Consider the following 20,052-nt stretch of genomic DNA (forward strand, 5'->3'; position numbering starts at 1 on the left):
TCACTCCCGATGGTCGTGGGTCTGGGTGATACGGCCTTGTTCCACGTGGAACAAAGCGACTGGCGTTTCCGTCTGCCAGCCTTCCCTCAATAATTCGTGGTCTACACAGGTGATAAACACCTGGCAGCGTAAGTCTTCCAACAAGCGGCATAACGCGCGGCGGTGCTGCTCGTCCAGTTCGGACGGCAAGTCATCCACCAGATAAATACATTGCCCGCGCCGGGCCTGGCTAACCAGATGCCCCTGGGCGATACGCAAAGCGCAGACCACCAACTTCTGCTGACCGCGGGACAAGATATCCGCAGCATTGTGTGCGCCCAATCTAAGGCGCAAATCAGCCCGTTGTGGTCCGGCCTGGGTGTGACCAATTTGCTGATCCCGTTGCAAGGACGTCGCGAGCACTGCACTCAGTTCCCGGTCTTTGTCCCAACCACGGTAGTAGCTCAACGTCAGCCCCTCGAGTTCAAGTAACTCGCTCAAGGTCTGCTCAAAGACTGGTTTCAAGGCTTTGATATAGGCGCGGCGGTATTCATCTATTTCAGCGCTGGCCAGGCACAGTTCCCGGTCCCAAGCAGCTTGCGAAGCGGCGTCAAGTGTACCATGCCGCAGCCATGAGTTCCGCTGCCGCAGGGCCTTCTGCAGGCGCTGCCAAGTGGCCATGAAACGCGGTTCCACGTGGAACACTCCCCAATCGAGGAATTGCCTGCGGATTTTTGGCGCGCCTTCCAGCAAGCGGAAGCTGTCCGGGTTGATCAGTTGCAGCGGCAGGATTTCTGCCAGCTGCGCAGCACTACGAGCATTCTGCCCATCGATGCGGATTTGAAACTCCCCCTGACGATCACGAGAAATCCCCAGGCTGCTATGACCGCCTTCGGCCAATTCGACTTGGCCAAATACTGTGCACGCCAGTTGTTCGTACTGAATCACCGGTAACAAGCGGGCACTGCGAAAGGAACGAGCGAGCCCCAGCAGGTGAATGGCTTCCAGCACGCTGGTTTTGCCACTGCCGTTGGCGCCGTGGAGGATATTGATGCGGGGGGAGGGGGAGAAGGTCACCGGGTGCAAATTGCGCACCGCGGTGACCGAGACGCGACTGAGGGACATCTAGCTTCTGCTGAACATGATTACAGGCGCATCGGCATGACAACGTAAGCCGAGTCATCGTTGTCGGATTCTTGTACCAGGGCGCTGCTGTTGGAGTCAGACAGAATCAGGCGAACCTGTTCAGTGGTCATCACGCCCAGCACGTCCAACAGGTAGCTGACGTTGAAGCCGATTTCCAGGTTGCCGCCGTTGTAGTCGACGCCCACTTCTTCTTCCGCTTCTTCCTGCTCAGGGTTATTCGCCTGGATTTTCAGTTGGCCGTTGGCCAATTGCAGGCGGATACCACGGTATTTCTCGTTGGAAAGAATAGCGGTACGGCTGAACGCTTCACGCAGGGCCTGACGATCACCGATCACCAGCTTGTCGCCGCCTTTTGGCAGAACGCGCTCGTAATCCGGGAACTTGCCGTCAACCAGCTTGGAAGTGAAGGTGAACTCGCCAGTGGTCGCGCGGATGTGGTGCTGGCCCAGCACGATACTGACATTGCCATCCGGCTCGGTCAGCAGGCGCGCGAGTTCCAGAATACCTTTACGCGGCACGATCACCTGGTGGCGATCCGGCTGACCGATATCGGCCTTCATCGAGCACATGGCCAGTCGGTGACCGTCGGTGGCTACGGCGCGGATGATGCCTTCGGAGACTTCCAGCAGCATGCCGTTAAGGTAATAACGCACGTCCTGCTGGGCCATGGCGAAACTGGTGCGCTCGATCAAACGGCGCAGTCGGCTTTGTTCCAGGCTGCAGGTCAGCGAGCCTGGGCCTTCTTCCACGGTCGGGAAGTCGTTGGCCGGCAAGGTCGACAGGGTGAAACGGCTGCGACCGGCCTTGACCACCAGCTTTTGCTCATCAACCTTGATGTCGATCAGCGCGTCGTTGGGCAGGCTCTTGCAGATGTCCATCAGCTTGCGCGCCGGCACGGTGATCTCGCCGGGTTCGGCGGGCTCTTCGAGCTGGACGCGACCGACCAGCTCGACTTCCAGGTCGGTACCGGTCAAGGACAATTGCTGGCCTTCGACAACCAGCAATACGTTGGAAAGCACCGGCAAGGTCTGTCGGCGCTCGACGACGCCTGCGACCAGTTGCAGGGGTTTCAACAGGGCTTCGCGTTGAATGGTGAAATGCATGGTCTAGTCCCTTGCCTTAATAAGCTGCGCTGGTGTTCATCAAGTAGTCAGTGTACGCAGCAGGTTCTTGTAGTCCTCGCGAATATCCGCGTCGGATTCCTTAAGTTCGTTGATCTTGCGGCACGCGTGCAAGACCGTGGTGTGGTCGCGACCGCCAAACACATCACCAATTTCCGGCAGGCTGTGGTTGGTCAGCTCTTTGGAGAGCGCCATCGCTACCTGGCGGGGACGTGCCACCGAGCGCGAACGGCGCTTGGACAGCAGGTCGGAAATCTTGATCTTGTAATACTCGGCCACGGTGCGCTGGATGTTATCCACACTCACCAGCTTGTCTTGCAACGCCAGCAGGTCTTTCAGGGATTCGCGAATCAGCTCGATGGTGATGTCACGACCCATGAAGTGCGAGTGAGCGATGACCCGCTTGAGTGCGCCTTCCAGTTCACGCACGTTGGAGCGAATGCGCTGGGCGATAAAGAACGCGGCGTCGTGCGGCAGGTCGACTTTGGCCTGGTCGGCCTTTTTCATCAGGATCGCGACGCGGGTTTCAAGCTCCGGCGGTTCTACCGCTACGGTCAGGCCCCAGCCGAAGCGCGACTTCAGGCGCTCTTCCAGGCCTTCGATTTCCTTCGGATAACGGTCACTGGTCAGGATGACCTGCTGGCCACCTTCGAGCAACGCGTTGAACGTGTGGAAAAACTCTTCCTGGGAACGTTCCTTGCGGGCGAAGAATTGAATGTCATCGATCAGCAAGGCATCAACGGAACGGTAGAACCGCTTGAACTCGTTGATGGCGTTGAGCTGCAACGCCTTGACCATATCGGCCACGAAGCGCTCCGAGTGCAGGTACACGACCTTGGCATTCGGGTTCTTCTTTAATAGGTGGTTACCCACGGCGTGCATCAAGTGAGTTTTACCCAAGCCAACGCCACCATAAAGGAAGAGCGGGTTGTAACCGTGCTTGGGATTGTCGGCGACCTGCCAGGCAGCCGCGCGGGCCAGCTGGTTGGATTTACCTTCGACAAAGTTCTCAAAGGTGAACGTGCGGTTCAGATAGCTGGTGTGCTTGAGCGCACCCTCTACCTGGACGGTGCGCTGTTCGGCACGAACCGGGGCCTGTTGTGAGCTGGCGCCGGCCATTGGGTCAAAGCTGTCGCGGGACGGCTCTTCATTTATAGGCGCGTTTTTCTGCGACGAGGATTTCGAAGGCGTCTGGGCGACCGGGGCTGGAGAGTTATTAACAGGTGCCGCAGCGGCCTGAGCCTGGGAGGCACTGGCTGCCAACGGTGCATTCGGCGCAGCACGAGGTGCCGAGCTACGTTTGCTGCCTATTAATAAGGAGAGCACCGGAGCAAGCCCGTTGCCGTGTTCGTCGAGCAATTCGAGAACGCGGCTCAGGTATTTCTCGTTGACCCAGTCGAGAACAAAACGATTGGGTGCGTAGACACGCAACTCGTCGCCTTCGGCTTCGACCTGTAGCGGACGGATCCAGGTGTTGAATTGCTGGGCAGGCAGCTCATCGCGCAAAAGCTCCACGCACTGCTGCCAAAGTTCCACTGACACGGATATCCCCTAAGTTGAAAGCCGGTGAGGCAAAAACAGCCGCCATTGTAGCGGCCAGCCGCCCACTTATCCACATGTAGGTTGCTCACAGGGCGCCAAGAATCAATGCCTTAACCGTAAAAAAGGCGACAAATGGTCTGTGCATAAGCTCTGTGGATAAGCGCCCCTAAGCTCGTTGTACAAGTGGGGTCGAAAGTCTGTGGGTAACTGGCCTGTGGATAACTAGCCATTCCACACACAGGTTATCCGATAGCGCAGCACAGGCAGAGCACCGTTTCTCCCCCGTGTTGTCATTCTCTGTACAGCCCGTAGAATAAGGTCTAAAGGCAGTTATCCACAGAAGATGGGGTGCCTAGCTTTTATAAGCTTTACAGAAAAGCTTTAAATAACTTCCTTCTTTATTTTTATATCTATGGCATTGCTCGTCAAAGGCGAATCGCCCGGATTCGGTCCGCAGGCCTCCAGATATCTAATTAAAGGAAAAGCTGGTTGGAAATTGACCTAGAGGCTTGCTTTCTCTAGAATCGCCGGTCTCTTAAAACGGGGGCCATTCCGGCCCGTTGTGGACGAACCAGGTAACACGCCATGAAACGTACTTTCCAACCAAGCACCATCAAACGCGCCCGTACTCACGGCTTCCGTGCTCGCATGGCCACCAAGAACGGCCGTGCTGTCCTGTCGCGTCGCCGCGCCAAAGGTCGTGCGCGTCTGGCAGTTTGATAATCCGGTACTGGTGGTGAGTCAGGACTTCAGTCGGGAAAAGCGTCTGCTAACCCCCCGGCATTTCAAGGCAGTCTTTGACTCCCCCACCGGCAAGGTTCCGGGGAAAAATCTCCTGCTCCTTGCGCGTAACAACGATCTGGATCACCCCCGTCTCGGGTTGGTGATCGGCAAGAAGAGCGTAAAGCTCTCCGTTGAGCGCAATCGCCTCAAGCGTCTGATGCGCGAATCGTTTCGCCTCCACCAGGAGACTCTGGTTGGTTGGGATATTGTTATCGTCGCGCGCAAAGGCTTGGGGGACGTAGAAAACCCCGAATTGATTCAGCATTTCGGCAAGCTCTGGAAACGTTTGGCTCGTACCAACAAGCCAGCACCAGCTGTCAGCACCGAAACTGTAGGGGTAGACAGTACTGATGCGTAAACTGGCCCTCGTTCCGATCCAGTTTTATCGCTATGCCATTAGTCCCCTGATGGCAAACCACTGTCGTTTCTACCCCAGTTGTTCCTGCTACGCGTTGGAAGCCATAGAAAATCATGGCCTTCTGCGCGGTGGCTGGCTGACCTTTCGTCGTTTAGGTCGCTGTCATCCGTGGAATCCCGGTGGTTATGACCCGGTTCCGCCTATCCCTACCTCCCGTTCTTCTTCGATGGCCGAGTAATCATGGATATTAAACGCACGATCCTGATCGTCGCCCTGGCAATCGTGTCCTACTCTATGGTTCTTAAGTGGAACCAGGATTATGGCCAAGCTGCCCTGCCGACTCAGAATGTTGCTACCAATCAGTCGGCGCCGGCTATTCCGGATACGCCACTGGGTAACAATGCTGCCGCCAGTGCCGATGTACCCAGCGCGAATGCCGATACCAGTACCCCGGTAGAAACCCCGGTCGTCACCAATAAAGACCTCATCCATGTAAAAACGGATGTACTGGACCTGGCAATCGACCCACAGGGTGGTGATATCGCCCAGCTGAAGCTGCCGCTGTATCCACGTCGCCAAGACCATCCGGATGTTCCGTTCCAACTGTTCGATAACGGTGGCGAACGTGTATATCTGGCGCAAAGTGGCCTGACCGGTACTGACGGTCCGGATGCTCGTGCTACCGGTCGTCCGGTTTATTCGACCGAACAGAAGACTTATCAACTGGCCGATGGCCAGAACCAGTTGAACGTCGACCTGAAATTCAGTCACGACGGCGTCAACTACATCAAGCGTTTCAGCTTCACCCGCGGTTTGTACGATCTGAAAGTCACTTACCTGATCGACAACGAAAGCGCGAAGCCGTGGACGGGCAACCTGTTTGCCCAGCTCAAGCGTGACAACAGCGCCGATCCTTCTTCCAGCACCGCCACCGGCACCGCGACTTACCTGGGCGCAGCCCTGTGGACAAGTAGCGAGCCGTACAAAAAAGTGTCGATGAAAGATATCGACAAGGGCGCGCTGAAAGAAACCGTTCAAGGTGGCTGGGTTGCCTGGTTGCAACACTACTTCGTGACCGCATGGATCCCGAACAAAGGTGATGCCAACCTGGTTCAAACCCGCAAAGACAGCCAAGGTAACTACATCATTGGCTTTACTGGCCCGACGTTGACCGTCGCGCCGGGTGCCAAGGCTGAAGCCAGCGCCACGTTGTACGCCGGTCCGAAGAGCCAGGCAGTCCTCAAAGAGTTATCCCCAGGTCTGGAACTGACTGTGGATTACGGCATTCTGTGGTTCATTGCCCAGCCTATTTTTTGGCTGCTGCAACATATCCACAGCATTGTGGGTAACTGGGGCTTCTCGATTATCCTGCTGACCATGCTGATCAAGGGGATCTTCTTCCCACTGTCGGCTGCCAGCTACAAGTCGATGGCGCGTATGCGTGCCGTGGCCCCGAAACTAGCCGCGCTGAAAGAACAACATGGCGATGACCGGCAGAAAATGTCCCAGGCCATGATGGAGCTGTACAAGAAAGAGAAGATCAACCCGTTGGGTGGATGCTTGCCGATTCTGGTGCAGATGCCGGTATTCCTGTCGCTGTACTGGGTGCTCCTGGAAAGCGTGGAAATGCGCCAGGCTCCGTTCATGCTGTGGATAACTGACCTGTCGATCAAAGACCCGTTCTTTATCCTGCCGATCATCATGGGCGCGACCATGTTCATCCAGCAGCGTCTGAACCCGACTCCGCCGGACCCGATGCAGGCCAAGGTAATGAAAATGATGCCAATCATCTTCACCTTCTTCTTCCTGTGGTTCCCGGCTGGTCTGGTGCTGTACTGGGTGGTCAACAACTGCCTGTCGATCTCCCAACAGTGGTACATCACACGTAAAATCGAAGCGGCTACCAAAAAAGCCGAGGCGTAATTTACTCTGTGGATAACACCACTCAAGACGCCCCCTAGTGGGGCGTTTTGCTTTCTGTCACTTTTATCCGGGTACCCGCCATGAGCGCTCCTCGTGAAACCATCGCCGCTGTCGCCACCGCTCAAGGTCGTGGTGGTGTCGGTATCGTTCGTATTTCCGGGCCGCTCGCCGGCGTGGCGGCCCAGGCCATCAGCGGGCGGGAACTGAAGCCGAGGTATGCGCATTACGGGCCGTTTTTAGGTGCTGATGAAGAAGTGTTGGATGAAGGTATCGCCCTTTATTTCCCGGGGCCGAACTCCTTTACCGGCGAAGACGTCCTGGAGCTGCAAGGCCACGGCGGCCCGATCGTTCTGGACATGCTGCTGCAGCGTTGCCTGCAGTTGGGTTGCCGCCTGGCACGTCCGGGTGAATTCAGCGAACGCGCGTTCCTCAACGACAAACTCGACCTGGCCCAGGCCGAGGCGATTGCCGACCTGATCGAAGCCAGCTCTGCACAAGCTGCGCGCAATGCGTTGCGCTCGTTGCAGGGCGCGTTTTCCCTGCGTGTGCATAACCTCACCGAGCAATTGATCAGCTTGCGCATCTACGTGGAGGCCGCGATTGATTTCCCGGAGGAAGAAATCGACTTCCTTGCCGATGGGCATGTCCTGGCGATGCTGGATAAGGTTCGCGACGAGTTATCCACAGTGCTGCGCGAAGCCGGGCAAGGTGCCTTGCTGCGTGACGGTATGACCGTGGTAATTGCCGGCCGTCCCAACGCCGGCAAGTCGAGCCTGCTCAATGCCCTGGCCGGGCGAGAGGCCGCGATCGTCACCGAGATCGCCGGCACCACGCGGGATATCCTGCGCGAACATATCCACATCGATGGCATGCCCCTGCATGTGGTGGACACCGCTGGACTGCGTGACACCGATGACCAGGTGGAAAAGATCGGGGTGGAACGCGCGTTGAAGGCCATCACGGAAGCTGACCGCGTGTTGCTGGTGGTGGATGCCACCGCGCCAGAGGCTGCAGACCCGTTCGCACTGTGGCCGGAATTCCTCGAACAACGGCCGGACCCGGCCAAGGTCACGCTGATTCGCAACAAGGCTGACCTGACGGGCGAGGCAATTGCCCTGGAAGTCAGTGAAGATGGCCACGTGACAATCAGCTTGAGTGCCAAGGCTGCAGGAGAAGGGCTGGAACTGCTGCGCGATCATCTGAAAGCGTGCATGGGCTACGAGCAGACTTCGGAAAGCAGCTTCAGCGCTCGTCGCAGGCACCTGGAGGCACTGCGGCATGCCAGCGCCGCCCTCGAGCATGGCCGTGCGCAACTGACGCTGGCAGGAGCCGGTGAGCTGCTGGCTGAAGATTTACGCCAGGCGCAGCAGCTGTTGGGTGAGATCACCGGCGCATTCAGCTCCGATGATTTGTTGGGGCGGATCTTTTCAAGCTTCTGTATCGGGAAATAGGCGGTTATCCACAGCTGGCTGGTTACCAGTTGTAGGAAACAGTTCCGAGTAGCGTCCGGCTTTCACCCCAGTAGCAGCGGCCCGCATCGTTGCAGCCGGACACATACTCCTTGTCGAACAGGTTCTTCGCGTTCACGTCTACCGACCAGTGCTGGTCAATCTGGTAACCAATGGCGGCATCCACCAACGTCACGCTTCCAGCATCCAGCTTCCCGTATAGAGAAGGCGCGGTGTAAGCGAAAGTGCTGTCGAAGTAGCGCACGCCGCCGCCGACGGACAAGCCCTTGAGCTGGCCATCAAGAAAGCGGTATTTGCCCCAGACCGAAGCCTGATTACGCGGAACACCGGTCATCTGGTGACCTTCCACGAGCGACGTTGCCGAATCCTTGGTAATCCGAGCATCGGTGTAGGTGTAGGCCGCAGTCACGTTCAAATTAGGTGTGAGGTTGCTGTTGACCTCCACTTCCACACCCTTGGCCCGGCTTTCGCCGACCTGGCGGTAGGTATTGGTCGTGGCGTCGAGGTACGTGTCGTCCTGCTTGCGCAAGTCATAGACCGACAACGTCATCGCCGTGTCCCAGCCGATCGGCTCGTACTTGAGGCCTACTTCATATTGACTGCTGGTGATCGGGTCCAGCGGTGTGCCGGCATTGGAGATCTGCTGTACCGGAACGAACGCGGTCGAGTAGCTGACATATGGCGTCAGGCCATTGTCGAACTGGTACATGATCCCGCCCTGATAGGTGAACTTGCGGTCTTCAGAGCTGATGTTGCCGGCCTTGGCCACCTTGTCGCGAAAATCACTGTCGACCCAGTCCTGCCGCCCGCCGAGCAAGAATAACCAGTGGTCATACTTGCTCTGAAGCTGTGCATAAACACCTTTCATCTGCTGTTCGAGCAACGTGTTTTGCACCGCGAGAGGCGTCAATGGGTCCCTCAGGTACACCGGGTTATACACATTGATCGTGCCTGCAAATCCGGCATTCCAATCCTGGCTGAACGAGGTACGGTCATAGCTGGCACCGAACAGCACGGTATTTTCCAGCCCGCCTACCTGGAATTTGCCTTCCAACTGGTTATCCAGCGAGTAGACCATCGATTTGTTGTAGCGGTCGTAGGCATTCATGTTCAGCTGTGTGCCGAACCCCGCATTATTCAGGTTGCCTGGCCAGGTTTCATGGCGGGTGATTCGCGACTGCATGTAGCGCGAGTTCTGCCGAAACTGCCAGTCATCATTGAAGCTGTGGCTGAACTCGTAGCCGGTGCTCCAGGTTTCCCGTTCGAAGGTGTTCCAATCCGGGTCACCGAGCATGGTGTGCTTGGAGAGCTTTCCGTTGGGGTTGGTCAGTAACGTGCCTGCTGCAGGTAGGCCAAGTTCAAGATTGGTGTGGTCTTTCTGGTAGTTGGCCAGCAGCGTCAGGGTGTTGTAGTCGTCGAAATTGAGGGTCAGGGACGGTGCGATATACAGGCGGTCATCGGGAACGTGATCGGTCTGGGTGTCGGACTTCCTGCCGAGCATCACCACCCGTCCAAGGATATTGCCGCTGTCGTCCAAGGGACCGGAGATATCCACACCCACCTGGCGCCGGTTATTAGAACCGTAGGTCAGCTGAACTTCGCCTTGTGGTGTAGCTGTCGGGTGTTTACTCACCAGGTTGACCAGGCCACCGGGTGCGTTTTCGCCGTAGAGCAGGGAAGAAGGGCCACGGAATATCTCCACCCGTTCCAGGCCATAAGGTTCGCTGGTGGTGTCATACCGGTTGCCTTGGACTCGCAAGCCATCGCGCAGCAGGCCGTAGCCATAATCCGTGGCGTTGAAACCGCGAATGAAGAACAAGTCACCGGCCAGCCCGTCGCCCGCAGCGAAGGGAGGGGCAAAGATTCCCGGCACATAGCCCAGCACTTCTGTGAGCGTCTGGGATTTTTGATCCTTGATGCGCTGGCCGGTCACCACCGACACCGAGCGCGGGGTTTCCGACAATGGTGTGCTGGTCTTGGTACCGATTCGGCTGTTTTGCGCCTTGTAACCTATATCCCCGGCAATTTCCTGATTGAACCCAGTCTGTTGATAAGTGCTGACAGTAGTGGGGGCCAACATGAGCTGTTCCCCGCTCGTAGCCGGCTGCAGCGCGTAGCTGCCGGGGCCTTGAACCGCCGCCTGCAATCCCGAGTTTTGCAGCAATAACGCAAACCCTTGCTCCACCGAGTAGTCACCCTCCAGCCCAGGACTTTGCAGGCGCGCCGTCTGCTGCGGCGAGAATGACAGAATCACATTGGCCTTCGACGCAAATTGGCTCAAGGCATTGTCGAGTGGCCCGGAGGCGATCACGTAATGTTGCACTGGGCTGGCAGCAATGGCCCGAGTGCATAGCAAGGTGCTGGCAGTCGCGGCCGTGGCCAGCAGCAAGCCATACGTGATGCCGTGATGGGAGAGACGCTGGCGAAGTTTTGTAGGAAGGCGCATGTGTGAGTAAGCCCTGAAGGTAGCATCGTGATTACCTGTAGGGCCGCGCCAGGTAAAAAAAAGATAACCCCAGTTGAGAGTATTTTTTCAGTATCAAGCTGTAAGCGTTACGGAGACCCAATAGCGCGTGAAATACTTCACGTGGATCGGCAGCGTGACCTGCAAGTTGGCCAATACGGCGTCGGTGGAATCAAGACGGAAAGTGCCGGACACCCGCAGCCGCGCTGATGCGGCATCGCACTGCATAACGCCCGGCCGATAGCGCGCCAGTTCGTCGATGACATCCCCCAGTCGCGCATCCAGAACGATCAGTTGGCCGTCGACCCATGCGGCTTGGTTCCTGCGATAAATATGGCTGGGGCCTACGTCTTGCGTGCCGAAGTCGACACTCTCACCAGGTCCAAGCACTCGGCTATGGGCCGGCTGGTCGACGGGTTGCACGCTGACCCGGTCTTCCAGCACACCAACCCGCGTCGACCCTTGCAGTTGGCGAACAGTGAACCGCGTACCCAAGGCTTGAACACGACCCTCATGGGTTTCGACATAAAACGGTGTCTGCCGGCCCGACTTTCCGGTGTGGATAAGTACTTCCCCCTCACGCAAACGGACCAGTCGCTGCTGCCCATCGAAAAGTACGTCGATAGCCGTGTTCGTATTGAGGTCAATTTGAGTGCCGTCGGCCAACCCGATTCGCCGTCGTTCGCCGACCTTGGTCCGATAGTCAGCCCAGAGGTTGCCCAGGGATGTGTGTTGTTGAACGTTCCACCCCAAGTACCCGGCGGCACCGAGCATCAGCATCAGCTTGAGCACTTGCCGCCGTTGTTGACTGGCCGAGAGCGCACGACGGGTGAAGTCCTTGGGTAGCGCACCGAGGCCACGTTGCAACTGCTCCATCTGGTTCCAGGCCGCCTGATGGGAGGGATCGCCGTTGAGCCATTGCTGCCAGGCACTTTGTTGCGCGGGTGTCGGTGGCTGCGATTGAAATTGCACGTACCAACTGGCGGCGGCTTCGAACGTCTTGCGATCCGGGGCAGCCATTACATGCCCGCCATGATCAAGGCGCATTCAGTCAGGGCCCGAACCATATGTTTCTTGACGGTGGTCAGCGAGACACGCAACTGATCGGCGATCTGTTGATAAGTCAGGCCTTCGACCTGGGACAGCATGAAAATTCGCCTGGCCCGCTCCCCCAGCCCACACAAGGCTTTATCCACAGCAACGAGGGTTTCAATGATGATGGCCTTGTCTTCTTCACTGATTGCGATCGCTTCGGGCCGGTCTGCCAGGGTTTGCAGATAGGCCTGCTCAATGGCGCGGCGACGATAGCGGTCAATCACCAGTCCCCGGGCAACTGTGGCCAGATAGTCCCTGGGCTCGAGGATCTGCGTCGCATTGCGGCCGCCCAGGATCCGCACGAACGTATCGTGTGCCACGTCAGCTGCATCGCAGGCGTTATGCAACTTTCCCTTGAGCCAGCTGTGCAACCACGAATGGTGCTGCTCATAGATGTGTTGGACTGCAACGGTATGCGAGGGAAGGGCCATGAGAGGTGACGAGGCAGGTTAATGATAATAACTATTATTAACTGCCGTGACGCTTTCTCACAATAGGCGTTCCATCAACCCGTTTCACAAATGCAAATGAACTGTTTCCTGCCTGACCGAGGATTTTCGGAGGCATCTGCCTGCCTGAAACTTATCGGGATCCGTATTTTCTGTGGATTAAGCCCTGTGAATAACCGCCCCTGTGCCCAGTTGATAACCAGGCTTGAAACCTGAGTAAAAACCCCTCTGTGGATAACCACCCGTTTAATCCACAGGCTTAAAGCACTTATCCAAGGGCCTCATTGGCACCTAACCACAGACTTTTGAATCTCTGTACATAATGTAAATAAAGGCCTGTAGAGATTTATCCACAGAAACATGCCTCAGTAGAAATAAACATAAAAACAAAGATTTAATAAATTTCTCTCTTTTAATTTCTATTGTTCGTGATTCATCCACAGCTGGTTAAATTTTGTGCAAAGGGTTCTTTAGGAAGGGCGAAGTCCCTATACTTGCCGACTCGTTCGAAAACCTGATCTCGAACGCTCATTCCTAATTACCTACAGAAGCAGGCACGAGGTGCGTGGTGGATTTCCCTTCCCGTTTTGAAGTGATCGTCATCGGCGGCGGTCATGCCGGTACCGAGGCAGCACTGGCGTCAGCACGCATGGGGGCAAAAACCCTGTTGCTGACGCATAACGTGGAAACCCTCGGCGCCATGAGCTGCAACCCCGCGATTGGCGGGATTGGCAAAAGCCATCTGGTCAAGGAAATCGATGCCCTCGGCGGCGCGATGGCCATGGCTACCGACAAAGGTGGTATTCAATTTCGCGTATTGAACAGTCGCAAAGGCCCGGCCGTACGAGCCACACGTGCTCAAGCCGACCGCATCCTGTACAAGGCCGCTGTCCGCGAAACCCTGGAAAACCAGCCGAACCTGTGGATATTTCAACAGGCAGCCGATGACCTGATCGTCGAACAAGACCAGGTACGCGGTGTTGTCACGCAAATGGGCCTGCGTTTCTTCGCAGAATCCGTGGTGTTGACCACCGGTACCTTCCTCGGCGGACTTATCCACATCGGTATGCAGAACTATTCCGGTGGCCGCGCCGGTGATCCACCGTCAATCGCCTTGGCTCAGCGCCTTCGCGAACTGCCACTGCGTGTTGGTCGCCTGAAAACCGGCACGCCGCCGCGAATTGATGGCCGGTCTGTGGATTTCTCGGTGATGACCGAGCAAGCCGGCGATACACCGATCCCGGTGATGTCGTTCATGGGCTCCAAGGAACAGCATCCAAAGCAGGTCAGTTGCTGGATTACCCATACCAACGCCCGCACCCACGAAATCATTGCTGCGAACCTCGACCGTTCGCCGATGTATTCCGGGGTGATCGAAGGTATTGGCCCGCGCTACTGCCCGTCGATCGAAGACAAGATCCACCGCTTTGCCGACAAGGAAAGCCACCAGGTTTTTATCGAACCGGAAGGTCTGACTACCCACGAGCTTTACCCGAACGGGATTTCAACTTCCTTGCCGTTCGACGTGCAAATCCAGATCGTGCAGTCGATTCGCGGTATGGAAAATGCGCACATCGTGCGTCCTGGCTACGCCATCGAGTACGACTACTTCGACCCGCGTGACCTGAAATACAGCCTGGAAACCAAGGTCATCGGCGGTTTGTTCTTTGCAGGGCAAATCAACGGCACCACCGGTTACGAAGAAGCCGGCGCCCAGGGTTTGCTGGCCGGAACCAACGCGGCACTGCGTGCACAGGGCAAAGACAGCTGGTGCCCGCGTCGCGATGAGGCGTACATCGGTGTGTTGGTCGACGACCTGATCACCCTCGGAACCCAGGAACCGTACCGAATGTTTACGTCCCGGGCCGAATACCGCCTGATCCTGCGGGAAGACAACGCCGACCTGCGCTTGACCGAAAAAGGTCGCGAATTGGGCCTGGTCGACGACGTGCGTTGGGCGGCCTTCTGCAAAAAACGCGAAAGTATCGAGTTGGAAGAGCAACGCCTGAAAAGTACCTGGGTTCGCCCGGGCACCGAGCAAGGCGATGCGATTGCCGAAAAATTCGGCACGCCGCTGACTCACGAATACAACTTGCTGAACCTGCTGTCCCGGCCGGAAATCGACTACGCTGGTCTGATCTCGGTCACCGGCGCTGGCGCAGAAGATCCACAGGTTGCCGAGCAGGTCGAAATCAAGACCAAATACGCCGGTTACATTGACCGTCAGCAGGATGAGATCGCTCGTCTGCGGGCCAGCGAAGACACCAAGCTGCCTGTGGATATCGATTACACAAACATTTCCGGGCTGTCGAAAGAGATCCAAGGCAAGCTGGGGATAACTCGACCGGAGACCCTGGGCCAGGCGTCCCGTATCCCGGGCGTCACGCCGGCAGCCATTTCGCTGTTGATGATTCATTTGAAAAAACGCGGCGCGGGCCGTCAGTTGGAGCAAAGCGCTTGAGTTCGTTGGTCACCTCGCAACACGCCGAAGAGTTATCCACAGGTGCTCGCCAGCTTGGCGTCAACCTGACCGAAGCCCAGCACGAGTTGCTGCTGGGTTATCTGGCCCTGTTGATCAAATGGAACAAGGCTTACAACCTCACTGCGGTGCGTGACCCGGACGAAATGGTCTCCCGCCATCTGCTCGACAGTCTCAGTGTGATGCCGTTTATCGAAAACGGCCGCTGGCTCGACGTTGGCAGCGGCGGCGGCATGCCCGGCATCCCGCTGGCGATCCTGTTTCCGGAGTCGCAAGTGACCTGCCTGGACAGCAACGGCAAGAAAACCCGCTTCCTGACCCAGGTCAAACTCGAACTCAAGCTGGATAACCTGCAAGTTATCCACAGTCGCGTCGAAGCCTTTACGCCTGAACAGCCTTTCAACGGAATTGTTTCCCGGGCGTTCAGCAGCATGGAGAACTTCAGCAACTGGACCCGCCACCTCGGCGACCGCGATACCCGTTGGCTGGCAATGAAGGGCGTTCATCCAAGCGACGAGCTGTTAGCATTGCCGGCAGACTTCCACCTCGATAGCGAACACGCCTTGGCCGTACCCGGTTGCCAAGGCCAACGCCATCTGCTGATACTGCGCCGCACGGCATGATTGGGAACACAAGCAAGAATGGCTAAGGTATTCGCGATAGCGAACCAGAAAGGTGGCGTGGGCAAAACCACCACCTGCATCAACCTCGCAGCATCCCTGGTCGCTACCAAGCGTCGGGTGCTGTTGATCGATCTCGATCCACAGGGCAACGCCACCATGGGTAGCGGTGTGGATAAACACGGCCTGGAAAACTCGGTCTACGACTTGCTGATTGGCGAGTGCGACCTGGCCCAGGCCATGCACTTCTCCGAGCACGGCGGTTATCAACTGCTGCCTGCCAACCGCGATTTGACCGCGGCGGAAGTGGTGCTGCTGGAAATGCAGATGAAAGAAAGCCGTCTGCGCAGCGCTCTGGCGCCGATTCGCGAGAATTACGACTACATTTTGATCGACTGCCCGCCGTCGCTGTCGATGCTGACGTTGAACGCACTGGTTGCGGCCGACGGGGTGATTATCCCCATGCAGTGCGAGTACTTCGCGCTCGAAGGCTTGAGCGACCTTGTGGATAACATCAAGCGTATCGCCGAGTTGCTCAACCCGAACCTGCAAATCGAAGGCCTGCTGCGGACCATGTATGACCCGCGCCTGAGCCTGATGAACGATGTGTCGGCACAGCTCAAGGAACACTTCGGCGATCAGCTCTACGACACCGTGATTCCACGCAACATCCGCCTGGCCGAAGCGCCAAGCTATGGCATGCCCGCGCTGGCGTACGACAAGTCTTCCCGCGGCGCCATTGCCTATCTGGCGCTGGCCGGCGAGATGGTTCGCCGTCAACGCCGCAATTCACGCACCGCTGCAGCCCAGCCAACTTAAGGAATCCCCATGGCCGTCAAGAAACGAGGTCTCGGACGTGGACTGGATGCACTGCTGAGTGGTCCGACTGTCACGACCCTTGAAGAACAGGCAGTGCAGGCCGACGAGCGCGAGCTGCAGCACCTGCCGCTGGACCTGATCCAGCGCGGCAAATACCAGCCGCGCCGGGACATGGACCCGCAGGCGCTGGAGGAATTGGCGAATTCGATCAAGGCCCAGGGCGTGATGCAGCCGATCGTGGTGCGCCCGATTGGTGCAGGCCGCTTTGAAATCATCGCCGGCGAGCGCCGCTGGCGCGCCAGCCAGCAGGCCGGCAAGGAAACCATTCCGGCAATGGTGCGCGATGTGCCGGATGAAACCGCCATCGCCATGGCGTTGATCGAGAACATCCAGCGTGAAGACCTCAATCCGATCGAGGAAGCGATCGCCCTGCAGCGTTTGCAGCAGGAATTCAAACTGACTCAGCAGGAAGTCGCGGATGCGGTGGGCAAGTCCCGGGTTACCGTGTCCAACCTGTTGCGCCTGATCGCGCTGCCGGAAGTCATCAAAACCATGCTTTCCCATGGCGACCTGGAAATGGGTCATGCCCGTGCTTTGCTCGGTTTGCCGGAAAATCAACAGGTTGAGGGGGCGCGACACGTTGTCGCACGAGGCCTCACCGTTCGTCAGACCGAGGCCCTGGTTCGCCAGTGGCTCAGTGGCAAACCTGCACCGGTCGAAACCGCCAAACCTGATCCGGATATTGCACGCCTGGAGCAGCGCCTGGCCGAACGCCTAGGCTCTGCGGTGCAAATTCGTCATGGCAAGAAAGGCAAAGGGCAATTGGTCATCGGATATAACTCATTGGATGAGCTTCAGGGCGTCCTTGCCCACATCCGCTGAAACAATTGCTTCTGTAGCGCGCAGTCGGAAATCACTACCCGGCAGTTGAATAGGGGCAGAACCGCCCCTATACTCTGCGCGCATTTTGTCGGCACAAATTATGCCAAGTTATTGATTTCCGGCAGCCGACCATTGAGGAGCAAGAGTGATGGAAACCCGCACGCCAAACACGTTGCCGTTCCATCGCTTGGCCGTTTTCCCGGTTTTAGTGGCTCAATTTGTCATTTTACTGATCGCCTCTTTGGCGCTCTGGTATTGGTATGGAGTCGTAGCCGGATACTCGGGACTCTGCGGAGGCCTGATAGCCTTGCTGCCCAATATGTATTTTGCTCACAGGGCCTTTCGGTTTTCCGGCGCCCGAGCAGCCCAGGCTATCGTCCGGTCTTTTTATGCCGGCGAGGCGGGGAAATTGATTTTGACGGCAGTGCTGTTTGCACTGACCTTTGCAGGTGTGAAGCCATTGGCGCCGCTGGCTGTATTCGGCGTCTTCGTGTTGACCCAACTGGTCAGCTGGTTCGCTCCCCTGCTAATGAAAACAAGACTTTCGAAACCTTAGGGCGTTTGAGGCAACCATGGCAGAAACAACCGCTTCGGGCTATATCCAGCACCACTTGCAGAACCTGACCTTCGGTCAGCTTCCCAACGGCGGCTGGGGCTTTGCCCACTCCGCAGCAGAAGCCAAAGAAATGGGCTTCTGGGCATTCCACCTGGATACTCTGGGCTGGTCTGTCGCATTGGGCCTGATCTTCGTCCTGATTTTCCGCATGGCGGCAAAGAAGGCGACTTCCGGTCAGCCAGGTGCTTTGCAGAACTTCGTTGAAGTATTGGTCGAATTCGTCGATGGCAGCGTGCGGGACAGCTTCCATGGTCGTAGCGCGGTGATTGCACCGTTGGCACTGACCATCTTTGTCTGGGTGTTCCTGATGAACGCCGTCGACCTGATCCCGGTCGACTGGATTCCTCAGCTGGCCATCCTGATCTCCGGCGATCACCACATTCCATTCCGTGCGGTTTCGACCACGGACCCTAACGCCACCCTGGGCATGGCCCTGTCGGTGTTCGCGTTGATCATTTTCTACAGCATCAAGATCAAGGGCATCGGCGGCTTCATCGGCGAACTGACCCTGCACCCGTTCGGCAGCAAGAACATCTTCGTTCAAGCGCTGCTGATCCCGGTGAACTTCCTGCTGGAGTTCGTGACCCTGGTCGCCAAGCCGATTTCCCTGGCCCTGCGACTGTTCGGCAACATGTATGCCGGCGAGCTGGTGTTCATTCTGATCGCTGTGATGTTCGGCAGTGGTCTGCTCTGGCTTAGCGGCCTGGGCATTGTTCTGCAGTGGGCGTGGGCTGTGTTCCACATCCTGATCATCACCCTGCAGGCGTTTATCTTCATGATGCTGACCATCGTCTACCTGTCGATGGCGCACGAAGAGAACCATTAAGACCAGTCTCGACTAGTCTGATGTCCCTCCCGGTCAAACGGGAGGGTAGCCCTGAAGGGCTATGAAACGATTTGTTTTACCGCTTTAAAATCTAAAAAACCTAAACCATACGACGTAAAAGTCGGGAGGAAAGATGGAAACTGTAGTTGGTCTAACCGCTATCGCTGTTGCACTGTTGATCGGCCTGGGCGCCCTGGGTACTGCCATTGGTTTCGGCCTGCTGGGCGGCAAGTTCCTGGAAGGCGCAGCGCGTCAGCCAGAAATGGTTCCAATGCTGCAAGTTAAAATGTTCATCGTCGCCGGCCTGCTCGACGCCGTGACCATGATCGGTGTTGGTATCGCTCTGTTCTTCACCTTCGCGAACCCCTTCGTTGGTCAACTCGCCGGTTAATCACTCGTTTTTTCGAGTGATTGGTGTGTTGTGCAACGAACGAGCGAGGTATTGGCGTGAACATTAATGCAACCATTATTGGTCAGTCCTTAGCGTTCTTGATTTTTGTAGTTTTCTGCATGAAGTTCGTATGGCCTCCGGTCATCGCGGCTTTGCACGAACGTCAGAAGAAGATCGCAGACGGACTGGACGCTGCCGCACGAGCAGCTCGCGACCTGGAGTTGGCCCAAGATAAAGCGGGTCAACAACTGCGCGAAGCGAAAGCTCAGGCAGCTGAAATCATTGAGCAAGCCAAGAAACGCGGTAACCAGATCGTTGAAGAGGCTGTTGAAAAAGCCCGTATCGACGCTGACCGTGTGAAGGTTCAGGCTCAAGCCGAGATCGAGCAGGAACTGAACGGTGTCAAAGATGCGCTGCGTGCCCAACTGGGTGCTCTGGCCGTCGGCGGTGCTGAGAAGATCCTGGGTGCCACAATCGATCAAAACGCGCACGCGGAGCTGGTAAACAAACTGGCTGCTGAAATTTAAGCGAGGGCGATCATGGCAGAATTGACCACGTTGGCCCGACCTTACGCTAAGGCAGCCTTCGAGCACGCCCAGGCCCACCAGCAGCTGGCCTCTTGGTCAGCCATGCTCGGCCTGGCTGCAGCAGTGTCGCAAGACGACACCATGCAGCGCGTGCTCAAGGCCCCGCGACTGACGAGCGCAGACAAGGCCGCCACGTTTATTGACGTGTGCGGCGACAAGTTTGATGTGAAAGTGCAGAACTTCATCCACGTCGTTGCCGAAAACGACCGTCTCTCGCTTCTGCCGGAGATCGCCGCTCTGTTTGACCTGTACAAGGCCGAACAAGAGAAATCGGTAGATGTTGAAGTGACCAGTGCTTTTGCATTGAACCAAGAACAGCAAGACAAACTCGCCAAGGTTCTCAGTGCACGACTCGACCGGGAAGTGCGCCTGCAAGTTGCGGAGGATGCCACCCTGATTGGTGGTGTCATCATTCGCGCCGGCGACCTGGTTATCGATGGCTCGATTCGCGGCAAACTCGCGAATCTTGCCGAAGCATTGAAATCTTGAGTTTGAAGGGGCAG

The 20,052-nt window shown here is 57.0% G+C and carries 20 protein-coding genes; 14 read left to right on the top strand and 6 right to left on the bottom strand.

Going from position 1 to position 20,052, the window contains the following annotated elements; genetic code table 11:
* From recF to dnaA, 3 genes are read right to left on the bottom strand one after another with little or no spacing between them, the layout of a single operon-like run.
* A complete protein-coding gene (recF, locus tag HX805_RS01920; RefSeq protein ID WP_003213585.1) occupies nucleotides 1-1,104 on the bottom strand; it encodes a DNA replication/repair protein RecF in 1,104 nt (367 codons plus the stop codon).
* A gap of 20 nt (nucleotides 1,105-1,124) precedes the next feature.
* The gene (gene dnaN, locus HX805_RS01925) at nucleotides 1,125-2,228 is read right to left on the bottom strand and encodes a DNA polymerase III subunit beta (protein ID WP_003213582.1); all 1,104 of its coding nucleotides are present in this window, start codon (nucleotides 2,226-2,228) and stop codon (nucleotides 1,125-1,127) included.
* A gap of 39 nt (nucleotides 2,229-2,267) precedes the next feature.
* Nucleotides 2,268-3,788: a chromosomal replication initiator protein DnaA gene (gene dnaA / locus HX805_RS01930; protein ID WP_032868695.1), complete on the bottom strand. Its 1,521-nt coding sequence runs from the start codon at nucleotides 3,786-3,788 to the stop codon at nucleotides 2,268-2,270.
* Nucleotides 3,789-4,373: 585 nt separating this feature from the next.
* On the opposite strand from dnaA, the gene rpmH reads away from it, so the two are divergent.
* From rpmH to mnmE, 5 genes are all read left to right on the top strand, one after another.
* Nucleotides 4,374-4,508 carry a 50S ribosomal protein L34 gene (rpmH, locus tag HX805_RS01935; RefSeq protein ID WP_003213577.1) on the top strand — a complete coding sequence of 45 codons (135 nt, stop codon included), beginning with the start codon at nucleotides 4,374-4,376 and terminating at the stop codon, nucleotides 4,506-4,508.
* Between the two features lie 16 nt (nucleotides 4,509-4,524).
* Nucleotides 4,525-4,929, top strand: a complete 405-nt coding sequence (gene rnpA, locus HX805_RS01940; RefSeq protein ID WP_010168490.1) for a ribonuclease P protein component — start codon at nucleotides 4,525-4,527, stop codon at nucleotides 4,927-4,929.
* Nucleotides 4,922-5,167 (top strand): membrane protein insertion efficiency factor YidD, encoded by a 246-nt coding sequence (yidD, locus tag HX805_RS01945; protein WP_003213574.1) that lies wholly within the window; start codon nucleotides 4,922-4,924, stop codon nucleotides 5,165-5,167. The genes rnpA and yidD overlap by 8 nt, the downstream gene beginning before the upstream one ends.
* A gap of 2 nt (nucleotides 5,168-5,169) precedes the next feature.
* Nucleotides 5,170-6,852 carry a membrane protein insertase YidC gene (gene yidC / locus HX805_RS01950; RefSeq protein ID WP_003213572.1) on the top strand — a complete coding sequence of 561 codons (1,683 nt, stop codon included), beginning with the start codon at nucleotides 5,170-5,172 and terminating at the stop codon, nucleotides 6,850-6,852.
* A gap of 80 nt (nucleotides 6,853-6,932) precedes the next feature.
* Nucleotides 6,933-8,303, top strand: a complete 1,371-nt coding sequence (mnmE, locus tag HX805_RS01955; RefSeq protein ID WP_008439550.1) for a tRNA uridine-5-carboxymethylaminomethyl(34) synthesis GTPase MnmE — start codon at nucleotides 6,933-6,935, stop codon at nucleotides 8,301-8,303.
* 22 nt (nucleotides 8,304-8,325) lie between these two features.
* On the opposite strand, the gene HX805_RS01960 is transcribed toward mnmE, so the two are convergent.
* The 3 genes from HX805_RS01960 to HX805_RS01970 form a co-directional block, all read right to left on the bottom strand.
* Complete coding sequence (locus tag HX805_RS01960; RefSeq protein ID WP_177116554.1) at nucleotides 8,326-10,767, bottom strand: TonB-dependent siderophore receptor; 2,442 nt, start codon at nucleotides 10,765-10,767, stop codon at nucleotides 8,326-8,328.
* 93 nt (nucleotides 10,768-10,860) lie between these two features.
* Entirely contained in the window at nucleotides 10,861-11,805 is a 945-nt protein-coding gene (locus HX805_RS01965) for a FecR domain-containing protein (protein ID WP_177048263.1), read from the bottom strand.
* Nucleotides 11,805-12,311: a sigma-70 family RNA polymerase sigma factor gene (locus HX805_RS01970; RefSeq protein ID WP_008439546.1), complete on the bottom strand. Its 507-nt coding sequence runs from the start codon at nucleotides 12,309-12,311 to the stop codon at nucleotides 11,805-11,807. Before HX805_RS01970 ends, HX805_RS01965 begins: the two co-directional genes overlap by 1 nt.
* Before the next feature lie 586 nt (nucleotides 12,312-12,897).
* On the opposite strand from HX805_RS01970, the gene mnmG reads away from it, so the two are divergent.
* From mnmG to HX805_RS02015, 9 genes are all read left to right on the top strand, one after another.
* On the top strand, nucleotides 12,898-14,790 hold the full coding sequence (gene mnmG, locus HX805_RS01975) for a tRNA uridine-5-carboxymethylaminomethyl(34) synthesis enzyme MnmG (protein ID WP_087694608.1): 1,893 nt from the start codon (nucleotides 12,898-12,900) through the stop codon (nucleotides 14,788-14,790).
* Entirely contained in the window at nucleotides 14,787-15,431 is a 645-nt protein-coding gene (gene rsmG, locus HX805_RS01980; protein WP_003213561.1) for a 16S rRNA (guanine(527)-N(7))-methyltransferase RsmG, read from the top strand. The genes mnmG and rsmG overlap by 4 nt, the downstream gene beginning before the upstream one ends.
* 18 nt (nucleotides 15,432-15,449) lie before the next feature.
* A complete protein-coding gene (locus HX805_RS01985) occupies nucleotides 15,450-16,247 on the top strand; it encodes a ParA family protein (RefSeq protein WP_003213559.1) in 798 nt (265 codons plus the stop codon).
* Between the two features lie 9 nt (nucleotides 16,248-16,256).
* On the top strand, nucleotides 16,257-17,129 hold the full coding sequence (locus HX805_RS01990; protein WP_003213558.1) for a ParB/RepB/Spo0J family partition protein: 873 nt from the start codon (nucleotides 16,257-16,259) through the stop codon (nucleotides 17,127-17,129).
* Between the two features lie 148 nt (nucleotides 17,130-17,277).
* On the top strand, nucleotides 17,278-17,685 hold the full coding sequence (locus tag HX805_RS01995; protein WP_003213556.1) for a F0F1 ATP synthase subunit I: 408 nt from the start codon (nucleotides 17,278-17,280) through the stop codon (nucleotides 17,683-17,685).
* Between the two features lie 16 nt (nucleotides 17,686-17,701).
* Complete coding sequence (gene atpB / locus HX805_RS02000) at nucleotides 17,702-18,571, top strand: F0F1 ATP synthase subunit A (protein ID WP_003213554.1); 870 nt, start codon at nucleotides 17,702-17,704, stop codon at nucleotides 18,569-18,571.
* Between the two features lie 133 nt (nucleotides 18,572-18,704).
* Nucleotides 18,705-18,962, top strand: a complete 258-nt coding sequence (gene atpE, locus HX805_RS02005) for a F0F1 ATP synthase subunit C (RefSeq protein WP_002555987.1) — start codon at nucleotides 18,705-18,707, stop codon at nucleotides 18,960-18,962.
* A 56-nt stretch (nucleotides 18,963-19,018) separates the two neighbouring features.
* Nucleotides 19,019-19,489, top strand: a complete 471-nt coding sequence (locus tag HX805_RS02010) for a F0F1 ATP synthase subunit B (protein WP_008439543.1) — start codon at nucleotides 19,019-19,021, stop codon at nucleotides 19,487-19,489.
* Between the two features lie 12 nt (nucleotides 19,490-19,501).
* On the top strand, nucleotides 19,502-20,038 hold the full coding sequence (locus HX805_RS02015; RefSeq protein WP_177116555.1) for a F0F1 ATP synthase subunit delta: 537 nt from the start codon (nucleotides 19,502-19,504) through the stop codon (nucleotides 20,036-20,038).
* Nucleotides 20,039-20,052 lie beyond the last annotated feature (14 nt).

It is taken from the genome of Pseudomonas sp. G5001 (assembly GCF_013385475.1).
Lineage (GTDB): Bacteria > Pseudomonadota > Gammaproteobacteria > Pseudomonadales > Pseudomonadaceae > Aquipseudomonas.

Bases quoted from the DNA above. Each gene is read 5' to 3' on its own strand.
- recF (WP_003213585.1), bottom strand. From the start codon at position 1,104: ATGTCCCTCAGTCGCGTCTCGGTCACCGCGGTGCGCAATTTGCACCCG.
- dnaN (WP_003213582.1), bottom strand. From the start codon at position 2,228: ATGCATTTCACCATTCAACGCGAAGCCCTGTTGAAACCCCTGCAACTG.
- rpmH (WP_003213577.1), top strand. From the start codon at position 4,374: ATGAAACGTACTTTCCAACCAAGCACCATCAAACGCGCCCGTACTCAC.
- yidD (WP_003213574.1), top strand. From the start codon at position 4,922: ATGCGTAAACTGGCCCTCGTTCCGATCCAGTTTTATCGCTATGCCATT.
- yidC (WP_003213572.1), top strand. From the start codon at position 5,170: ATGGATATTAAACGCACGATCCTGATCGTCGCCCTGGCAATCGTGTCC.
- mnmE (WP_008439550.1), top strand. From the start codon at position 6,933: ATGAGCGCTCCTCGTGAAACCATCGCCGCTGTCGCCACCGCTCAAGGT.
- HX805_RS01960 (WP_177116554.1), bottom strand. From the start codon at position 10,767: ATGCGCCTTCCTACAAAACTTCGCCAGCGTCTCTCCCATCACGGCATC.
- HX805_RS01965 (WP_177048263.1), bottom strand. From the start codon at position 11,805: ATGGCTGCCCCGGATCGCAAGACGTTCGAAGCCGCCGCCAGTTGGTAC.
- HX805_RS01970 (WP_008439546.1), bottom strand. From the start codon at position 12,311: ATGGCCCTTCCCTCGCATACCGTTGCAGTCCAACACATCTATGAGCAG.
- HX805_RS01985 (WP_003213559.1), top strand. From the start codon at position 15,450: ATGGCTAAGGTATTCGCGATAGCGAACCAGAAAGGTGGCGTGGGCAAA.
- HX805_RS01990 (WP_003213558.1), top strand. From the start codon at position 16,257: ATGGCCGTCAAGAAACGAGGTCTCGGACGTGGACTGGATGCACTGCTG.
- HX805_RS01995 (WP_003213556.1), top strand. From the start codon at position 17,278: ATGGAAACCCGCACGCCAAACACGTTGCCGTTCCATCGCTTGGCCGTT.
- atpB (WP_003213554.1), top strand. From the start codon at position 17,702: ATGGCAGAAACAACCGCTTCGGGCTATATCCAGCACCACTTGCAGAAC.
- atpE (WP_002555987.1), top strand. From the start codon at position 18,705: ATGGAAACTGTAGTTGGTCTAACCGCTATCGCTGTTGCACTGTTGATC.
- HX805_RS02015 (WP_177116555.1), top strand. From the start codon at position 19,502: ATGGCAGAATTGACCACGTTGGCCCGACCTTACGCTAAGGCAGCCTTC.